We start from the raw sequence: 16,592 nt of genomic DNA, 5'->3' as shown, positions 1-16,592 counted from the left end.
GGAGGGGCCGAAGAGCCTTGATTGTCTCAATCTCCGGCTCGGACACAAGGTAAACGTCCAAAACCTTGACGGAGATATGCCTCAGATCTTCTCGACCGGCGCATAACGCAGCAGCAACCGCTTCACACCTTCGGATCCGAAGTCGATATCCGCCTGCGCCTGCTGACCCTCGCCGCGGACCACGACGACCGTGCCCATCCCGAAACTGTCGTGCACCACGCGGTCGCCCGGATTCAGGCTGATCACCGGCTTGTCGGAGGCGGTCTTGCGCGGCGGCTCGTAGCGGCTGGAGATGCCGCTGCCGCGGGTCGTCCCGGTCCCCGACCAGCGGGTGATCGCGGACTCGTCCCGGCGCCAGTCGAGCAGCTCGGCCGGGATCTCCTCGAGGAACCGGGACGGCGGGTTGTGCTGGGGAGCGCCGTACGCCGAACGCACGGCGGCTCGCGAGATCGCCAGCCGCTGCCGGGCCCGGGTGATCCCGACGTACGCGAGCCGGCGCTCCTCCTCGAGCTCCTTCAGGTCGGTCAGCGACCGCGAGTGCGGGAAGACGCCGTCCTCCATGCCGGTCAGGAAGACCACCGGGAACTCCAGGCCCTTCGCGGTGTGCAGCGTCATCAGCGTGACCACGCCACCGTCCTCGGCCGCGTCCGGGATCTGGTCCGCGTCGGCCACGAGCGCGACCCGCTCGAGGAAGGCCTGCAGGTCGGCGGCCTCGCCGGCCGCGGTCCGCTCCTCGACGAACTCGCGCGCCACCGAGATGAACTCGTCGAGGTTCTCCAGCCGGGTCTCGTCCTGCGGATCCGGTGACTTCTGCAGCTCCTCGTAGTACCCGGAGCGGTGCAGGGCGACGTCCAGGATGTCGTCCGGCGGGGCGCCCGAGTCGACCATCGCGGTCAGCTCGTCGAGGATGTCGACGAAGGCCTGGACGGCGTTCACCGACCGCGAGGCCATCGCGGGTGCGTCCTGGGCCCGGCGCAGCGCCTGGGCGAACGACGTCCGGTCCCGCGCCGCCAGCGCCTCGATCGCGGCCTCGGCCCGGTCGCCGATGCCGCGCTTGGGCACGTTCAGGATCCGGCGCAGCGAGACGGTGTCCTCGGGGTTGACCAGCACGCGCAGGTACGCGAGCGCGTCGCGGACCTCCTTGCGCTCGTAGAACCGGACGCCGCCGACCACCTTGTACGGATGGCCGGTGCGGATGAAGACCTCTTCGAAGACCCGGGACTGTGCGTTGGTCCGGTAGAAGACCGCCACGTCGGACGGCTTCACCGCGTCCGCGTCGGCGAGCCGGTCGATCTCGTCGGCGACGAACTGGGCCTCGTCGTGCTCGTTGTCGGCGACGTACACCGCGATCTGCTCGCCCTGGCCCTGGTCGGACCACAGGTTCTTCGCCTTGCGGCCCTCGTTGCGGCTGATCACCGCGTTGGCCGCGGTCAGGATCGTCTGGGTCGAGCGGTAGTTCTGCTCCAGCAGGATCGTCTCGGCGCCGGCGAAGTCCTCCTCGAAGGCGAGGATGTTGCGGATCGTCGCCCCGCGGAAGGCGTAGATCGACTGGTCGGAGTCGCCGACCACCATCAGCTCGGCCGGCGGCGCGGTCGGGCCGTTGTAGTCCGCCGGGTCCTCGCCACAGAGCTCGCGGATCAGCGTGTACTGCGCGTGGTTGGTGTCCTGGTACTCGTCGACGAGCACGTGCCGGAAGCGGCGGCGATAGTACTCACGGACTTCGGGGAAGGCCTGCAGCAGGTTGACCGTGGTCATCAGCAGGTCGTCGAAGTCCAGCGCGTTCGCCTGGGCCAGCCGCTCCTGGTAGACCCGGTAGCACTCGGCGTACGTCTCCTCGAGATGGTTCTCGGTCTTCGCCGCCGCGGTCTCGTGGTCGATCAGCTCGTTCTTCTGGGTGCTGATCCAGTTCAGCACGGCGCGCGGGTTGTACCGCTTCACGTCCAGGTCGAGCTCGCGGCAGACCAGCGTCATCAGCCGGCGCGAGTCGGTGTCGTCGTAGATCGAGAACGTCGAGCTGATCCCGAACCGCTTGATGTCGCGGCGCAGGATCCGCACACACGACGAGTGGAACGTCGACACCCACATCAGCTTCGCCCGCGGCCCGACCAGGTCCACCACCCGCTCGCGCATCTCGGCGGCGGCCTTGTTGGTGAACGTGATCGCCAGGATCGATCCGGGGTGCGCGTCACGCGCCGCCAGCAGGTACGCGATCCGCCGGGTCAGCACCCGGGTCTTGCCCGACCCCGCACCGGCCACCACCAGCAGCGGTTTGCCCGCGTGCACGACGGCGGCCCGCTGCTGCGGATTGAGCCCCTTCAGCAGCGCATCCGGATCGGTCCGATGCGTCTTCGGCTCTTCCAGCGGCACCGGGAGCTCATCAGGCGAGAACAGCGTAGTCATCACCCAACACCTTAGGCGCTCGCTCCGACAGTTACCGAACGCCGGTTCGAACCGGGTGTCGGGGACTTAGGGTGGGTGGGCATGGGACACCCGATGTTCGCGCGGCTCTATGCGCGGGTGCGGCCGCAGATGGATCACCAGGGCGCGGCCGGGCACCGAAAGCGGCTGCTGGACGGGCTGATCGGTCAGGTGATCGAGGTCGGCGCCGGTGACGGCGGGAACTTCGCGCACTATCCGGCCGGGGTGACGAGTGTGGTGGCCCTCGAGCCGGAGCCGTACCTGCGGGCCAAGGCCGAGCAGCTGGCCGCCGTCGCACCCGTGCGCGTCGAGGTCGTCAACGGTACGGCGGAACGCCTGCCGCTCGCCGACGACTCGGTCGATGCCGTGGTCACGTCGCTCGTGTTGTGCTCGGTCCCGGACCAGGCGGTCGCGCTCGCGGAGGCGTCCCGGGTGCTCCGCCCCGGCGGCGAGCTCAGGTTCTACGAACACGTCGCGGGACCGGCCGGCAGCCGGCTGACCACGGTCCAGCGCGTCGCCGACGCCACCATCTATCCCTGGTTCAGCGGCGGCTGCCACCTGCACCGCGACACCGCCGCGGCCATCACCGCGGCCGGGCTCACCATCACCACCCTGGAACGCTTCAACTTCCCGGCCACCGGCTTCAACCCGGCCGCACCACACATCCTCGGCCGAGCAGTCCGCCCATGACCGAAACCTCCCGGTACGACGCTCTGGTCGACCGCATCGAGATCCTCTACAACAACCACCAGCTTCCCGAGGCACTCAAGCTACTGAACGTCGAGAGCATCGGCCTCGACGCCTGGGCAGCCGAACTGGCTCATCTGAAGGCTTGTCTGCTGAGCACCTCCGGAGACCCGGACGCGGCGCTGCGGACCCTCCAGGACGCGAGTTCTGCCGGCGCCTGGTGGCGGCCGTCGATCCTCACCGACGACGATGATCTGGCGGCTCTTCAGGGACGGCGCGAGTTCCAGCAGCTGGTCGAGGTGTCGCGCGAGCGCGTCACCGATGACCCAGCCTCGCCGCTGATCGACCTCCCCGACGTACCGCCGATCGGTGTGGTGGTGGCATTGCATGGCGCCGGGCTGCGAGCCTCGCACGCGCGACGGGACTGGGCGAGTGTGCTGGAGCTCGGGCACGCACTGGTCTGTGTGGAGTCGTCGCAGCGGATGTCGCCGATGTACCGCACCTGGCCGGATCGCGAGAAGGCGGCCGGGGACATCGCCCGGGCGCTCGGCGAGTTGCCGGCCGGGCTGAACGGCGTACCGCTGGTCGCGGCTGGTTTCTCCGCCGGTGGCCGGGCTGCCCTGGACTGGGCGCTGAGCGCACGTCCGGTGCCCGTCGCCGGTGTGCTGCTGATGGCGCCCGCGCTGCGTGAGCTGCCCGCGGCGGCGACCGGACCATTGTCACCGGCAACGATCTGGATCGGTGCCGAGGACGATCTGCTCGAGGTCGTGACCGGCGCCGAGGAGCGGCTGACCGGCTACGGTTGCACGATCGAGCGGATCCCCGGACTCGGCCACACCTTCCCCGCGGACTTCGCCGATCGGGCGCGGCAGGTCCTCAGGACAGCTGACGGGTGAGCTGGAGCACGACCGGGGTGGGTGCGCCGAGCCAGAGCATCTTGGCGGAGTGGTCGTCGCAGGTGGTGATGCGGAGGCCGGGGACACCTTCGATGGTGCCTTCGTAGTCCTTGGCGGCGAGGTGGGCCACGACGGTCGCGAGCTCGGGGCCGTCCATCCACTCGACCCGGGCCAGGTCGGGACGGGCCTGCCACATGTCGACCCACGCGGCCGGGTCGTCGCCGAACAACGTCGTCCGCAGGATCATCGACACCGCGCCGAGCAGGGTCGCGGCCGGGGTGGCCGTCAGTTCCAGCAGGGTGCGCTCCGGCTCGGAGAGGTCGTCCGCCACCAGGATCGCGTTGTCACTCAGGTTCACCCGCAGGACATTGCCACAGGACCTTGTCCGCTGTGGGCAGACTTGCCGTCAGCAGAAAAGCTGGGGTCGGTGCGGTTCACCCGGTCAGGGTAGAAGACATGGCAGAAGACATGAAACCGCCGCTGTTCAACGAGTCGGCCCGGCAGCGGTTGCTCGGGCAGCGGATCGTCGTACTGGACGGAACCCTCGACGACGACAACGGGACCCTGCTGGCGACCCAGATCCTGACCCTGGCCGCCGAGGACCCGGACGCCGACATCGCGTTGTGGATCCACTCGCTCGGCGGCTCGGTGCCGTCGATGCTCGCGATCCGGGACGTGATGCGGCTGGTGCCGTGCGACGTGTCGACGCTCGCGATCGGACTGGCCTGCAGCGCCGGGCAGTTCCTGCTGTCGGCGGGTACGCCGGGCAAGCGCTACGCACTGCGGCACGCCAGGGTTCTGATGCACCAGGGGTCGGCCGGGATCGGCGGATCCGCGGTGGAGATCGAGATCCAGGCCAACGACCTGCGGCACATCCGCGACACGGTCCTGGCGCTGATCGCCGAGGACACCGGGCAGCCGTTCGACACCGTGCACGAGGACTCCCTGCACGACCACTGGTACACCGCCGAACAGGCCCGTCAGTACGGCTTCATCGACCACATCGTCGAGTCCTTCGACCAAGTGATGCCCGCACGGAAGGCGGCAGCATGAACGAACGAAGTGAGTTCATCATCAAGCGCAGCGCATCTCGTGTCTCATCCGCGCCCGGAGCGAAGCGAGGACGTGGATGAGCAGCTACACGATCCCGAACGTGATCGCGCAGCACCCGCGTGGCGAGCGGATCATGGACGTCTACTCGCACCTGCTCAGTGAGCGCATCATCTACCTCGGTACGGCGATCGACGCCGGCGTCGCGAACGCGTTGATCGCCCAGCTCCTGCACCTCGAGGTCGACAAGCCGGAGCAGGAGATCAACCTCTACATCAACTGCGAGGGCGGCGACATGACCGCGATGCTCGCGATCTACGACACCATGCAGTACATCCAGTCGCCGGTCGCGACGTTCTGCGTCGGCCAGGCGATCGCGGCCGGTGCGGTCCTGCTGGCCGGGGGCGCCGCCGGGCGTCGCGCCGTACTGCCGCATGCCCGCGTCGTCCTGCACCAGCCGGCCGCGCGGGGTCAGGGCACGATCCCGGACCTGATCCTGCAGGCCGACGAGGTGGTCCGGGTCCGCGGGCAGGTGGAGACGATCCTGGCGCGGCACACCGGGCAGTCGATCGAGCAGTTGCGGCACGACACCGACCGGGACCACGTGCTGACCGCGGACGGAGCGAAGGAGTACGGCATCGTCGACGAGGTGATCACCGAGCGGATCCCTCTCGCCGCCTTCGCCTGATCAGTCCGCCGCGGCGAGGACTTCGTCGGCGACGGCGGCGTGGTGGGCGAGGTCGGGCTTCGGGCGGCCGACCCGATTGGTGAGGTAGGCGTAGGCGATCCGCCGGTCCGGGTCGGCCCAGCCGAGGCAGCAGTTGCTGCCGTTGTGACCGAAGCTGCGCGGGCTGCTCGCCGACCCGAGCGAGCTGACCGCTCCCGGCACGGCCCGCGGGCCGCCGAGCTGGAAGCCCTGCGACCACCGGATCGGCGCCCGCGCCACCGGGTCGACCTCGCCCTCGCTGCTCGGCTCGACCGCGAGCGCCAGCGACTCCGGCCGCAACAGCCGGCCGCCCGGACCGACACCGCCCTGCAGCAGGGCCTGGTACAGCGCGACCAGATCCCGCGCGGTGGTGGAGATCCCAGCAGCGGGTACGACGGCCTCCCGGGTACTGCGCCGGTTCACCACGGACTGGATGAACGGGCCGGCCGGTCCGGCGGCACGCAGCGGGACGTGCCGCTCCCACTCGTCGGGCGGCAGCCCGAGATAGGTGTCGGCGACACCGAGTGGGTCGAGGACGAAGCGCCGTACCAGGTCATCGATCGGCCGGCCGCTGCAGCGGTGGGCGACCTCGCCGAGGATGAAGCCGAAGGCGATCGGGCTGTACGCGACCGAGCCGATCGGCCAGCGAGGGCGGGCGTCCTCGATGCGCCGCAGCGACCGGTCCCAGTCGGTCATCGCGCGGACGTCGCCCAGGTACGACCCCGCGGTCGACACACCGGAGCGATGCCGCAGCACCTGACGGACGGTGATCTCCCGCTTGCCGTTGTGCCCGAACTCGGGCCAGTACGCCGCGACCGCGTCGTCCAGGTGGAGCCGCCCGACCTCGACGAGCTGATGGATCACGATGGCGACGTACGGCTTGCTGGCGGAGAAGAGCCAGAACAGCGCGTCCGGCGGGCAGCCGAAGCTCAGGTCGACCACGACCTGTCCGTCGCGGACGACACACAGTTGCGCGATCGCCCCGCGGGCCTCGACCAGCTCGACCGCCGCACCGAGCCGGCCGGCGTCCAGGCCGACGTCCTGTGGTTCGCACGCGCCGCCGAACTCCATCGAACCTCCCTGGAATCCAGCTTGCCGTGCGAGGGCAAACAGCTAGGGTCGTCCGGGTGAGCGTGCCTGAGGCGAATCCGCGGCCGGACAGCGAGATCGAGCGGGTCCTGGCGGTGGTCGCGCACCCGGACGACATCGACTTCGGCGGGGCCGGCACGGTCGCGCTGTGGACCAAGGCCGGGATCGAGGTGCACTACTGCATCGTCACCGACGGTCAGGAGGGCGGCTTCGAACCGGACCGCGACCGGGCCGAGATCCCCGCCGTCCGCCGGGCCGAGCAGACCGCGGCGGCCGCGCACGTCGGGGTCACCGACCTGCACTTCCTCGGGTACGCCGACGGCGCGGTCGAGCCGACACCCGAGCTGGTCCGGGACATCGTGCAGCTGATCCGGCGGATCCGCCCGCAGCGCCTGCTGACCCAGTCACCTGACCGTCATTGGGCCCGGCTCCAGGTCTCGCACCCAGACCACCTCGCCACCGCGGAGGCGACCGTCCGCGCCTTCTACCCCGCGGCCGGCAACCCGTTCGCGTTCGCCGACCTCACCGAACAGGCCTGGGACGTCGGCGAGCTCTGGATGATGGAGCACCCCGAGCTCAACCACTACGTCGACATCACCGACTCCATGGACCAGAAGATCGCCGCCTTGACGGCGCACCCCAGCCAGCACCGCGATCCCGACTCGCTCGCCGACCACATGCGTGCCCTGAGCCGCCGCCGGGCGACCGCCGCCGGCTTCCCGGCCAACCGGTACGCCGAAGCGTTCACGGTCATCCGCCTGCTCTAAACGCGTTTGCGGTTGTCCGCCGGACCAGTCAGGGTGCGGGCATGACGATTTCTCATGCGGTGGTCGGTACCGGACCGGCGGTGTTGCTCGTACACGCGGGCGTGGCGGATGCGCGGATGTGGGCGCGGCAGGTCGAGGAACTGGCGGCGGACCACCGGGTGATCACGGTTGATCTGCGCGGGTACGGCGAGACTCCGCTGGCGGCGGGTGCCAAGTACTCGGACGCGGGCGACCTGCTGGACGTGCTGGACGAGGTCGGCGCGGACAGCGTGGCCGCGGTCGGTGCGTCGTACGGCGGGTACGTCGTACAGCAGGCGGCCAGCCGGCAGCCGGAGCGGTTCAACCGCCTGGTGCTGATCTGCGCACCGACGGACAACGTCCAGCCGACGGACGATCTGCGGGCCGTGTGGGGCGAGGAGAATCAGCTGCTCGAGGCCGGTGACGTCGACGCGGCCACCGACCTGATGGTGCGGAGCTGGATCGGTCCGGACGCGGACGACGCCGCGCGGGAGCTGCTCCGGGACATGCAGAAGCGCGCCTACGAGCTGCAGATCGCCGCGGGTGACGACGTCGACAACGAGGAGTACGCCGTCGAGCCGGAGAAGATCAGCGCGCCCGTGCGATTGATCACGGGCGCGCACGACTTCCAGTTCTTCGCGGACTCGGCGGCGTACCTGCAGGAACGACTGCCGAACGCCGAGCGGATCGACCTCCCGTGGGCCGGCCACCTGCCGACCCTCGAGCGTCCGTCCGAAGCGCTGGGCTTGATCCTCTAGTCGGCCAGGGCGCCCATCGGGTCCCAGGCCGGCAGAACGATCGGCTCGTCGTCGAGCCGTGCCTGGAGCTCGGCCGGCAGGGCGGACCGCCGTACGGCGATCTCGAAGACGTGCTCGCCGAACCACGAGTCGTTCATGGTCCAGAAGCCGTTGTCCGCCTTCTCGTCGCCCCAGCTGTTCTCCACCCGCCAGCGCCGCGGCTGCCCGTCGACCACGTCCACACCGGTGAACAGCATCGCGTGCGTCATCAGCGTCTCGTGGTGCACCAGGCGCTCGGCCTTGTTCAGGCTGAACTCGGTGTCGTAGACGGAGCCGTAGTCGTAGAGCTTGGCGTCCCAGTAGCCGAGGTCGGCGTTCATCTGCTTGCCGACGTCGCAGCCGAACCAGACCGGCTCGCCCCCGACGATCGCGTCCTGGGTCAGCTTCTTCATCAGGTCGATGTCGACGTTCAGGTAGACCACCGGCGGGGCGTCGATGACGTTGCCGAGGTAGTCGACGGTGAAGGTCCGGCCCACCGGGCTGGTCTCGCGCGGGTCGTGCACGAGGCAGACGTACTCGTCGACGGGTAGCTGGACGTACGCCGCGGCGAACTCGGCCGGTGTGGTCCAGCCGTCGCGGTGGAAGCCCTTGTCGTTGTCCTTCCACTGCCACAGGAACTTCTGCGGCGGCGTGCCGAGGTGGATGCTCAGCACCCGGTGCACGGTGGTCAGGATCTCCTGCTTGCGGTCCCGCCGCGCCTCGGTGCCGTCCAGCGCCCGCAGGTCGCGCGCGCCCTGCCGGAGCAGCTTGCGCAGGACGTCGTTCATCTGCGCGGTCGCGGACGAACTCTCGGTCTCCGGCATCGCCGACTTCGGCACCAGGCCGTGCTTGCGGACCACCGCGATGAACATGTTCCACTGGCCGCCGTCGCCGATCGGGTCCGACAGCAGGTGCGCGACGGTCCGGTCGTCGGCGTCGCGGTCGGCGGTCTCGATGATGGCCTCGAGGAAGAAGTTGGACCGCTCGAACTTGTCCCAGAAGAGCACGTAGTTCTGGGAGAACTCGAAGTCCTTCACCCCGAGCTTCCCGGCCGCGCCGACGCGCAGCAGGTTCAGCCCGGCGAACAGCCAGCAGCGGCCGCTCTTCTTCTGATTGGTCACCTTCCAGTCGTCCAGCAGGTTCGACACCGAATGGTCGATCGAAGTGACGACCTGGCGGTCCAGGGCAATGGCGTTGACCGGCGTCTGCGTGACGGCGTTCTGCATCACCCGGTACTGCGGGTTCGACGCGAACTCCTTCTCGAAGAGCGCGAGCTGTTCGGCTGTGAGATTCCGCTCCATAGCAGTCGACGGTATAACAGCGACCAAGCCGGTATCGCCTGTGCCGGGGTGGCGAATGCCTGCCCTGTCCCAAACCCGCCACCGGCAGGCCCTTGCGTTATGCTAAATGAAAACGACATTCAACAAAGGAGGGGTGGCCATGCCTCGACGTCCGGCCCCGACCGGCAAGCGCAAGCCGAAGCAGAATCCGCTCGACCGCGACGGCATCACCTACATCGACTACAAGGACACCGCGCTGCTGCGGAAGTTCATCTCCGACCGCGGCAAGATCCGCTCCCGCCGGGTCACCGGGCTGTCGGTGCAGCAGCAGAAGCAGGTCGCCCGCGCGATCAAGAACGCCCGCGAGATGGCGCTGCTGCCGTACACGTCGGCCAGCCGCTGAGCCTGGTACGAGCGTTTGACCTCAACCTCACCGGAAGCGGTCGGTTTCCGCTCAGCGGAAGCCGAGCCATACTGCCCGGATGACCGCCAGTGTGAGTTCGCGACTCCTGGCGGTGCTGCGCACCTTCAGCCATCGCACGCCGTCACAGACCCTCTCCGAGATCAGCCGCCGCTCCGGACTGCCGCTCACCACCACCCACCGGCTGGTCCGCGAACTGTTGCAGGGCGGCGCGCTCGAACGTGACGCCGACGGCCGCTACCGGATCGGCCTGTGGCTGTGGGAGCTCGCCGCGCTGGCCCCGCGCGGTCTCGGACTGCGCGAGCTCGCGATGCCGTTCCTGGAGGACGTCTTCGAGGCCACCCGCGAGCATGCGCAACTCGCCGTACTCGACGGCGAGGACGCCGTGTTCCTGGAGCGGATCTCCGGACGCGGCGCGGTGCACGTGTTCACCCGGGTCGGCGGCCGGTTGCCCTTGCACGCGACCGGCGTGGGCCTGGTGCTGCTCGCCCACGCCGACCGCGAACTGCAGGAGCGCGTGATCGCCGGGCCGCTGAAGAGGTTCACCCGTCACACCGTCGCCGACGGTGAGCAGTTGCGGCGCCGGCTCGCGGACGTCCGGCGGGACGGGTACGTGATCAGCAGCCGCGCGATCGAGGAGATCAGCCTGTCGGTGGCGGCTCCCGTGTACGGCGCCGACGACCGGGTCGTGGCCGCGGTGTCGACGGTCGTCCCGTACGGGCGCCACGATCCACTGACCCTGGTCCCGTTGATCAGGGCCGCCGCCCGCGGGATCTCCCGCGTGCTCGGCGCGCCGAGTGCCACCGGCCTCCCCAAGTCGGTCCGCCGCACCTCGTGGCAGCCCGACTGACTGTTCAGACGAGGCGGCGGTCCGTGGCCCAGCGGGTGAGCTCGTGGCGGTTGGAGAGCTGGAGCTTGCGCAGCACCGACGACACGTGGGTCTCCACCGTCTTCACCGAGATGAACAGCTCACGAGCGACTTCCTTGTAGGCGTAGCCGCGCGCGATCAGCCGCAGCACCTCACGCTCGCGCTGCGACAGCCTGTCCAGGTCCTCGTCGACCGACGCGATGTCGATCGCACCGGAGAACGCGTCCAGGACGAAGCCGGCCAGCCGCGGCGAGAACACCGCGTCGCCGTCCGCGACCCGGTTGATCGCGTCGATCAGCTCGGTCCCGCTGATGTTCTTGGTGACGTAGCCGCGGGCGCCGGCCCGGATCACGCCGATCACGTCCTCGGCCGCGTCCGAGACCGACAGCGCCAGGAACTTGACCTCCGGGTGCCGCTGGTGGACCTGCTTCATCACCTCGGTGCCGCCGCCACCGGGCAGGTGGACGTCCAGCAGGACGACATCCGGCTCGGTCCCGACGATCGCCTTGACCGCGCTGTCGACGTCGGAACCCTCCCCGACGATGTCGACCGCGGCGCCGATCTCGCTGCGCACCCCGGCCCGGAACATGTCGTGGTCGTCGATGACGACAACGCGCCTGCTGCTCATCTGTCCATCTCCAGTCGCACTTCGGTCCCCGTCTCCGGATCGGACCGCACTGATGCGCGGCCGCCGTGCCGTTCCATTCTGCCCATCACACTGTGCCGCAGGCCGAGCCGGTCGTCCGGCACGCCGTCGACGTCGAACCCCTTGCCGCGGTCCCGGACGAACATCTCCGCCCGGTCCCCGTCCACCTCGACGAACACGTCGATCTTCGCCGCACCGGAGTGCTTGGCCGCGTTCACCATCGACTCGCGCGCGGCCCGGACCATCGCCGACAGCCCCTCGGTCAGGTCGCAGTCCCCGACCGTGACCACCTCGACCGGCACGCCGTGCGAGTCCTCGACCTCGGCGGCGGCCCGCTTGGCGGCACCGGCGAGGGTCTGGTCGGTGTGGTCGTCCTCGTCGTACAACCAGGACCGCAGCTCACGTTCCTGCGACCGCGCCAGCCGGGCCACGGCGCGCGGGTCGTCGGCCTGCTTCTGGATCAGCGCCAGCGTCTGCAGCACCGAGTCGTGCAGATGCGCGGCCATGTCGGCGCGCTCCTGCGACCGGACCCGCTCGGCCCGCTCCGCGTTCAGGTCCCGGGTCAGGCGATGCACCCACGGTCCGGCGATGACACCGAGCCCGACCACGGCGAGCAGGAGCGCGACGAGTACGTCGCCGACCATCGAGAGCCGGCCGTTCTGCACCAGGAACACGGTGACCGCGGTCCCGATCAGGATCAGCCCGACCGCGATCCGGACCAGCGACTTCCAGCCGCCCTTGCCGAGCAGGACGCCGAGGACCGGGACGCGCATGCCCTTGGTCCACTCGGCCTTCTGACCCTCGTCGGCCTGCCGCCAGATCAGCGCCAGACCGGTGCCGGCGAACACCAGCGGCCAGAACATCTTCCCGGCGATGCCGAGCCCGGCGACCTGCAGCAGGAGCAGCAGGCCGATGCCGATGGCCACGAGCGCGGTCACCTGGCCGCGGCTCTTCTCCCGCTTCCGCTCCTTGGCCTCGGCCACCGGCGGTGGCGGCTCGTCCGAGCGCAGCCCGCTCCGCGTGTGCGCCGCCAGTCCCGGCGCGGCCGGCAGGGTCTGCGGCGCCAGCGGCATCAGGAACCACAACGCCGCGTAGATCAGTACGCCGAAGCCGCCGAAGACCGTGGCCGCGATCAGCACCAGCCGGACGACCGTGTCCGACACCCCCAGGTGGTCCGCGATCCCGCCCGCGACACCGGCGACGATCCGTCCCTCGGTACGGCGGTACGCCCGGCGGACCGGCGGCGGCTCGAACGGCGGCCGCGACTGCCCGGGCTGACCCGCCGGACCGGAGTACGTCGGCCCGCCCGGTCCGCCGTACGGCTGCCCGCCGTACGGCTGCCCGCCGTACGTCTGTCCGCTGGATGCCTGACCACCGAACGTCTGGCCGGCGGCGTACCCGTTGCCGGCTGCGGCGGCTTGTGCGGCGGCGGCCTGCCGGGCGGCGTAGGCGGCATACGGGCCTTGGTACTGCCTCGGTCCGTTCGGGCCCCAGCCCTTGTACTGCCACTGGTCCGACGGAGCCTGCGCAGGCGGGGACTCGGGTGGGGCTCCGTTCGCGGAGGACCCGCCCGAGGGCGTGGCTGCTGGCTGGCTCATCACAACGATCGTCACATGTGGACAGGGCCGACACCAGCGGGCTTGTCCCCGGCTGTCTCCTCAGCGCCCGTTCACCCCGGTCAGGGTCCCCTCGGGGACAACCCCGAGAGCCCCGCCCGGCGGAGCCCGACTCCGGGGGTCGTCAGGGGGGATCCCCGATGTGATCAGGGCGCCGGGCGCGCCACTATCGATGACATGGAGCAGAACCAGAGTGGACCCGGTGGGTTCGACCGCGGCGGCCTGCAGAACGTGCAGAGCTGGCAGCGGAGCCGGTCGGACCGGTGGGTGGCCGGCGTCTGCGGCGGAATCGGCCGCGCGCTGAACATCGACCCGGTCCTGATCCGCGTGGTGATGGCCGTCCTGATCATCAGCGGTCCGGGGATCATCTTCTACATCGCCGCCTGGGTGCTGATGCCCGACGAGGGCAGCGAGCGCTCCGCGGCACAGGGTCTGCTCGGCGACCGGATCCGGCCCGACCACCCGTGGCTCTGGCCGGTCGTGATCGGGATCTGCGTGTTCGTCGCGATCGCGATGATGTCGTCGTTCAACTTCGGCCGGTTCGTGCCCGGCCCGCTGATCGTGCTCGCGGTGATCTGGCTGATCGCCAAGCACCGCAAGGGCCAGCGGTCCGGCGATCGCGGCGGGGTCAGCTGGAACGGCCCTGGCATGCAGTGGAACAACCAGCCGCAGGCCGGTGAGCCGCCCCGGCCCCAGGACACGACCGCCGCGAACCAGCAGCCGTTCGCCGGCACCTCGGCGCACATGCCTCCTCAGACCGGCCCGTCAGCTCCCCCGGCGGGCCTGTCGTCCTCGGCCACACAGCGACCCCAGGACCGCACCGTCGAACCGGTCCAGGCTGTGTGGACCGAGGACGACCCTCTCGGCCTGTACGTCGACGAGCCGCCGGCCGGCCCTCCGGCGCAGGCGAAGACCGCCGGACCGCCCGCCAAGGGCGTCCGCGGGATCAAGTCGATCGTCGTGCTGCTGACCGGTGTCGCGATCGGGATCGCCGCCCTCGCGGGCGCCCCGACGGCGACCATGCTGATCATCGGCCTGGCCACGCTCGGCGCCGGCATGCTGATCGGTGGGTTCGTCGGCCGCACGCTGGCCCTGCTGCCGCTCGGCATCCTGCTGGCCGCCGGTGCGGTGGCGAGCACCGTGTTCCCGAACGTGCCCCGCAACTTCGCCGACACCAACTACGTCGCGCCGGTCGGTCAGACGATCACCGCGACCGGCACGAGCTACCAGTTCGACGCGGGCTCGGTGATCCTGGACCTGACCAAGGCGAAGTTCGCGCCGGGCGCCCGGGTCGACGTACACGGCGGGGTCGGCGAGGTGGTGGTCAAGCTGCCGGAGAACGTCGACGTCGACGGGCAGCTGTCGACCGAGATGGGCGACGTGGCCTGGCAGAACGAGCACCAGGGCGGACATAATGCGGAGCTGACGATCAAGGACCTCGGCCCCGACGGCAAGGCCGGCCCGGAGCAGGTCACCCTGGACCTGGACCTCCGGCTGGGCAGCATCAAGGTGGAGCGCGGATGAAGCACCCCGACAAGCGGACCAAGCCGGATGTGCCAGGCGTCGTCGCCGGCACCATCCTGACCGGCGCCGCGACGATCTGGATGCTGAACGACAACGGCATCCTGCAGACCGACGACCTCGGCGTCACCGGCGCCCTCCTGCTGGTCACCGCCGGCCTCCTCGGCCTGGCCGCCTCCCACCGCGGCTGAACCATCCGCTGTTGGTTGCCACCAGCACCCTGTTGCCCGGCTGGGTGCACCTTCTCCTGGCCGGTACGGCGGTCTGGGATGGGATCACCGCTCACGTCGGGGTTGGTCTCCGATAGGCTTGTCGACCGCGAAGTACCCGAGGGGTCCGGGTCAGGCGGGTCCCGTGGTCAAGGAGTTCCGATGGTGCGCGGCACCGTGAAGTGGTTCAACGCCGACAAGGGCTACGGCTTCCTGGCCGTCGACGGCCAGGACGACGTGTTCGTCCATTGGAGCAAGATCGTCTCCGACGGCTACAAGACCCTGGAGGACGGCCAGCAGGTCGAGTTCCAGATCGTCGACGGGCCGAAGGGGCGCGAGGCGGACACCGTCACCCCGGTCTGAGCGGGACCGCAACCCGTTGCCGCCGTACCCGGGTTTCCGGACTGCACCGAACGTCGGCAACCGGTAACCTGTCGTCTCACCGTGTGAGGGGTGGAGACGTGACAGAGCCGGTACCCGTGATCCGCAAGCTCGAGCAGGCGCTGGCCGACGACGACTTCGCCTGGTCGCTGCTGCTGGTCGGCGAGGACCAGACCGACAAGCTCGCCACGCTCACCGGCGACCTGCGCGGACCGTTCTCGAAGACCGGCGACGGCAAGCAGATCACGTCGGGTTTCTCCTACTGGGGCATCGGCCCGACGATCGCCTGGGCGAACGCCACCAACGACCCGTTCTACCTGGTCATGAAGGCCGGCGCGGAGTCCTTCCTGCGGCACTGGCGCAAGGTCCGCCCGCACGTCGACAACGGCGGCTTCCACCTGGTCAGCCTCGGCGTCGGCACCGGCGTGAAGGACCGCACGATCCTCGGCGACATGCGCCGGCAGAACCGCGACATGTACTACATCCCGGTCGACATGAGCTCGGAGATGCTGCGGATGGGCACGCTGGAGCCGGTCCGCGGCGCCCGGTTCCCGATGTCGCAGGTGCTGCCGGTGCAGCTCGACTTCTCCATCGCCGACAACATCGACGAGCTGTCCCAGATGCTGTCCCGGCTGGTCGGCGACGACCCGATCCTGTTCACGCTGACCGGCAACACGCTGGCCAACTTCGAGAGCGACGAGGAGCTGCTCAGCACGCTCACCCGGGTGCTGCGGCCGCAGGACCGGCTGCTGCTCGAGGTCGCCACTACCAGCAGCCTGGACCAGGACGCGGCGAAGGCCGCCGCCGACGAGTACCACCAGACCCGGGCCTTCGCCGAGTTCGTCACCAGCGCGCTGCGCTACAACACCGACCTGACCATCGACAACGACCGGATCGACTTCCGCGGCGAGGTCGAGAACGACGACGCCCTGCGGGTGAAGATCGTCTGGCAGAACAACACCGGTTCGCCGATCGTGATGGGCCTGCCGGACCACACCGAGGTGGTGCTCGAGCCGGAGGACACGATCCTGCTCTACACCACCCGGAAGTTCTCCACCGAGCGGCTGAAGAAGCTGACCGCCGCCTGCGACCTGACCCCGATCGAGCACGCGCACTCCGGCTTCCGTTACACCCGGCGCCCGAGTCCGTTCGGCCTCGACCTGCTCCTGCTCGCGCCGGGCAGCGCCGGCGAGACGATCGCTTCCAGCCTGGCTGACGACATCTGGTCGACATGAGTGGCGAG

18 protein-coding genes are annotated in these 16,592 nt (G+C 69.8%); 12 read left to right on the top strand and 6 right to left on the bottom strand.

Annotated elements, in window-relative coordinates:
• Positions 1-81: 81 nt before the first annotated feature.
• A complete protein-coding gene (pcrA, locus tag ACZ6O0_RS13305; protein WP_465765102.1) occupies positions 82-2,400 on the bottom strand; it encodes a DNA helicase PcrA in 2,319 nt (772 codons plus the stop codon).
• Positions 2,401-2,481: 81 nt separating this feature from the next.
• Here pcrA and ACZ6O0_RS13300 point away from each other — a divergent pair, with 81 nt between their 5' ends.
• The gene (locus tag ACZ6O0_RS13300) at positions 2,482-3,108 is read left to right on the top strand and encodes a class I SAM-dependent methyltransferase (protein ID WP_465765101.1); all 627 of its coding nucleotides are present in this window, start codon (positions 2,482-2,484) and stop codon (positions 3,106-3,108) included.
• The gene (locus ACZ6O0_RS13295; RefSeq protein WP_465765100.1) at positions 3,105-4,001 is read left to right on the top strand and encodes an alpha/beta hydrolase; all 897 of its coding nucleotides are present in this window, start codon (positions 3,105-3,107) and stop codon (positions 3,999-4,001) included. The genes ACZ6O0_RS13300 and ACZ6O0_RS13295 overlap by 4 nt, the downstream gene beginning before the upstream one ends.
• On the opposite strand, the gene ACZ6O0_RS13290 is transcribed toward ACZ6O0_RS13295, so the two are convergent.
• Positions 3,982-4,359, bottom strand: coding sequence for a hypothetical protein (locus ACZ6O0_RS13290; RefSeq protein WP_465765099.1), 378 nt, complete (start codon positions 4,357-4,359; stop codon positions 3,982-3,984). The two genes, ACZ6O0_RS13295 and ACZ6O0_RS13290, sit on opposite strands and share 20 nt — an antisense overlap.
• A 98-nt stretch (positions 4,360-4,457) precedes the next feature.
• On the opposite strand from ACZ6O0_RS13290, the gene ACZ6O0_RS13285 reads away from it, so the two are divergent.
• Both ACZ6O0_RS13285 and ACZ6O0_RS13280 read left to right on the top strand, forming a co-directional pair.
• Positions 4,458-5,054, top strand: coding sequence for a ClpP family protease (locus ACZ6O0_RS13285; RefSeq protein ID WP_465765098.1), 597 nt, complete (start codon positions 4,458-4,460; stop codon positions 5,052-5,054).
• Positions 5,055-5,130: 76 nt separating this feature from the next.
• Positions 5,131-5,739: a ClpP family protease gene (locus ACZ6O0_RS13280; RefSeq protein WP_465765097.1), complete on the top strand. Its 609-nt coding sequence runs from the start codon at positions 5,131-5,133 to the stop codon at positions 5,737-5,739.
• Here the strand turns inward: ACZ6O0_RS13280 and ACZ6O0_RS13275 are convergent, their stop codons facing one another.
• A complete protein-coding gene (locus tag ACZ6O0_RS13275; RefSeq protein ID WP_465765096.1) occupies positions 5,740-6,828 on the bottom strand; it encodes a serine hydrolase domain-containing protein in 1,089 nt (362 codons plus the stop codon).
• A gap of 56 nt (positions 6,829-6,884) precedes the next feature.
• Here ACZ6O0_RS13275 and ACZ6O0_RS13270 point away from each other — a divergent pair, with 56 nt between their 5' ends.
• Together ACZ6O0_RS13270 and ACZ6O0_RS13265 are read left to right on the top strand one after the other, a co-directional pair.
• Positions 6,885-7,613, top strand: coding sequence for a PIG-L deacetylase family protein (locus ACZ6O0_RS13270; protein WP_465765095.1), 729 nt, complete (start codon positions 6,885-6,887; stop codon positions 7,611-7,613).
• 41 nt (positions 7,614-7,654) lie between these two features.
• Positions 7,655-8,389: an alpha/beta fold hydrolase gene (locus ACZ6O0_RS13265; protein WP_465765094.1), complete on the top strand. Its 735-nt coding sequence runs from the start codon at positions 7,655-7,657 to the stop codon at positions 8,387-8,389.
• Here the strand turns inward: ACZ6O0_RS13265 and ACZ6O0_RS13260 are convergent.
• Positions 8,386-9,708 (bottom strand): C1 family peptidase, encoded by a 1,323-nt coding sequence (locus ACZ6O0_RS13260; RefSeq protein ID WP_465765093.1) that lies wholly within the window; start codon positions 9,706-9,708, stop codon positions 8,386-8,388. The two genes, ACZ6O0_RS13265 and ACZ6O0_RS13260, sit on opposite strands and share 4 nt — an antisense overlap.
• A 139-nt stretch (positions 9,709-9,847) precedes the next feature.
• On the opposite strand from ACZ6O0_RS13260, the gene rpsR reads away from it, so the two are divergent.
• Positions 9,848-10,090, top strand: coding sequence for a 30S ribosomal protein S18 (gene rpsR / locus ACZ6O0_RS13255; RefSeq protein ID WP_465765092.1), 243 nt, complete (start codon positions 9,848-9,850; stop codon positions 10,088-10,090).
• Positions 10,091-10,169: 79 nt separating this feature from the next.
• Positions 10,170-10,958 (top strand): IclR family transcriptional regulator, encoded by a 789-nt coding sequence (locus tag ACZ6O0_RS13250; protein WP_465765091.1) that lies wholly within the window; start codon positions 10,170-10,172, stop codon positions 10,956-10,958.
• Between the two features lie 4 nt (positions 10,959-10,962).
• Here the strand turns inward: ACZ6O0_RS13250 and ACZ6O0_RS13245 are convergent, their stop codons facing one another.
• Both ACZ6O0_RS13245 and ACZ6O0_RS13240 read right to left on the bottom strand, forming a co-directional pair.
• Positions 10,963-11,604 (bottom strand): response regulator, encoded by a 642-nt coding sequence (locus ACZ6O0_RS13245; RefSeq protein ID WP_465765090.1) that lies wholly within the window; start codon positions 11,602-11,604, stop codon positions 10,963-10,965.
• Positions 11,601-13,220 carry an ATP-binding protein gene (locus ACZ6O0_RS13240; RefSeq protein WP_465765089.1) on the bottom strand — a complete coding sequence of 540 codons (1,620 nt, stop codon included), beginning with the start codon at positions 13,218-13,220 and terminating at the stop codon, positions 11,601-11,603. Before ACZ6O0_RS13240 ends, ACZ6O0_RS13245 begins: the two co-directional genes overlap by 4 nt.
• Positions 13,221-13,415: 195 nt before the next feature.
• Here ACZ6O0_RS13240 and ACZ6O0_RS13235 point away from each other — a divergent pair, with 195 nt between their 5' ends.
• The 4 genes from ACZ6O0_RS13235 to ACZ6O0_RS13220 all read left to right on the top strand — a co-directional run bounded on the left by ACZ6O0_RS13235 (position 13,416) and on the right by ACZ6O0_RS13220 (position 16,584).
• A complete protein-coding gene (locus ACZ6O0_RS13235; RefSeq protein ID WP_465765088.1) occupies positions 13,416-14,762 on the top strand; it encodes a PspC domain-containing protein in 1,347 nt (448 codons plus the stop codon).
• A complete protein-coding gene (locus ACZ6O0_RS13230) occupies positions 14,759-14,950 on the top strand; it encodes a hypothetical protein (protein WP_465765087.1) in 192 nt (63 codons plus the stop codon). The genes ACZ6O0_RS13235 and ACZ6O0_RS13230 overlap by 4 nt, the downstream gene beginning before the upstream one ends.
• Before the next feature lie 180 nt (positions 14,951-15,130).
• Positions 15,131-15,331: a cold-shock protein gene (locus ACZ6O0_RS13225; protein WP_396386221.1), complete on the top strand. Its 201-nt coding sequence runs from the start codon at positions 15,131-15,133 to the stop codon at positions 15,329-15,331.
• 98 nt (positions 15,332-15,429) lie between these two features.
• Entirely contained in the window at positions 15,430-16,584 is a 1,155-nt protein-coding gene (locus ACZ6O0_RS13220; RefSeq protein WP_465765086.1) for an L-histidine N(alpha)-methyltransferase, read from the top strand.
• The last annotated feature ends 8 nt before the right edge of the window (positions 16,585-16,592 follow it).

This window comes from Kribbella sp. NPDC048837, assembly GCF_055586945.1.
Note: the sequence above shows the minus strand (reverse complement) of the source record. Positions and strands in the feature narration are given on the sequence as shown.

Excerpts from the sequence above, each read along its gene's own strand:
- ACZ6O0_RS13235 (WP_465765088.1), top strand. The coding sequence starts at position 13,416 with ATGGAGCAGAACCAGAGTGGACCCGGTGGGTTCGACCGCGGCGGCCTG.
- ACZ6O0_RS13240 (WP_465765089.1), bottom strand. The coding sequence starts at position 13,220 with ATGAGCCAGCCAGCAGCCACGCCCTCGGGCGGGTCCTCCGCGAACGGA.
- ACZ6O0_RS13275 (WP_465765096.1), bottom strand. The coding sequence starts at position 6,828 with ATGGAGTTCGGCGGCGCGTGCGAACCACAGGACGTCGGCCTGGACGCC.
- ACZ6O0_RS13285 (WP_465765098.1), top strand. The coding sequence starts at position 4,458 with ATGGCAGAAGACATGAAACCGCCGCTGTTCAACGAGTCGGCCCGGCAG.
- ACZ6O0_RS13230 (WP_465765087.1), top strand. The coding sequence starts at position 14,759 with ATGAAGCACCCCGACAAGCGGACCAAGCCGGATGTGCCAGGCGTCGTC.
- pcrA (WP_465765102.1), bottom strand. The coding sequence starts at position 2,400 with ATGACTACGCTGTTCTCGCCTGATGAGCTCCCGGTGCCGCTGGAAGAG.
- ACZ6O0_RS13265 (WP_465765094.1), top strand. The coding sequence starts at position 7,655 with ATGACGATTTCTCATGCGGTGGTCGGTACCGGACCGGCGGTGTTGCTC.
- ACZ6O0_RS13260 (WP_465765093.1), bottom strand. The coding sequence starts at position 9,708 with ATGGAGCGGAATCTCACAGCCGAACAGCTCGCGCTCTTCGAGAAGGAG.
- ACZ6O0_RS13225 (WP_396386221.1), top strand. The coding sequence starts at position 15,131 with ATGGTGCGCGGCACCGTGAAGTGGTTCAACGCCGACAAGGGCTACGGC.
- ACZ6O0_RS13245 (WP_465765090.1), bottom strand. The coding sequence starts at position 11,604 with ATGAGCAGCAGGCGCGTTGTCGTCATCGACGACCACGACATGTTCCGG.
- ACZ6O0_RS13280 (WP_465765097.1), top strand. The coding sequence starts at position 5,131 with ATGAGCAGCTACACGATCCCGAACGTGATCGCGCAGCACCCGCGTGGC.
- ACZ6O0_RS13300 (WP_465765101.1), top strand. The coding sequence starts at position 2,482 with ATGGGACACCCGATGTTCGCGCGGCTCTATGCGCGGGTGCGGCCGCAG.
- ACZ6O0_RS13250 (WP_465765091.1), top strand. The coding sequence starts at position 10,170 with ATGACCGCCAGTGTGAGTTCGCGACTCCTGGCGGTGCTGCGCACCTTC.
- ACZ6O0_RS13295 (WP_465765100.1), top strand. The coding sequence starts at position 3,105 with ATGACCGAAACCTCCCGGTACGACGCTCTGGTCGACCGCATCGAGATC.
- rpsR (WP_465765092.1), top strand. The coding sequence starts at position 9,848 with ATGCCTCGACGTCCGGCCCCGACCGGCAAGCGCAAGCCGAAGCAGAAT.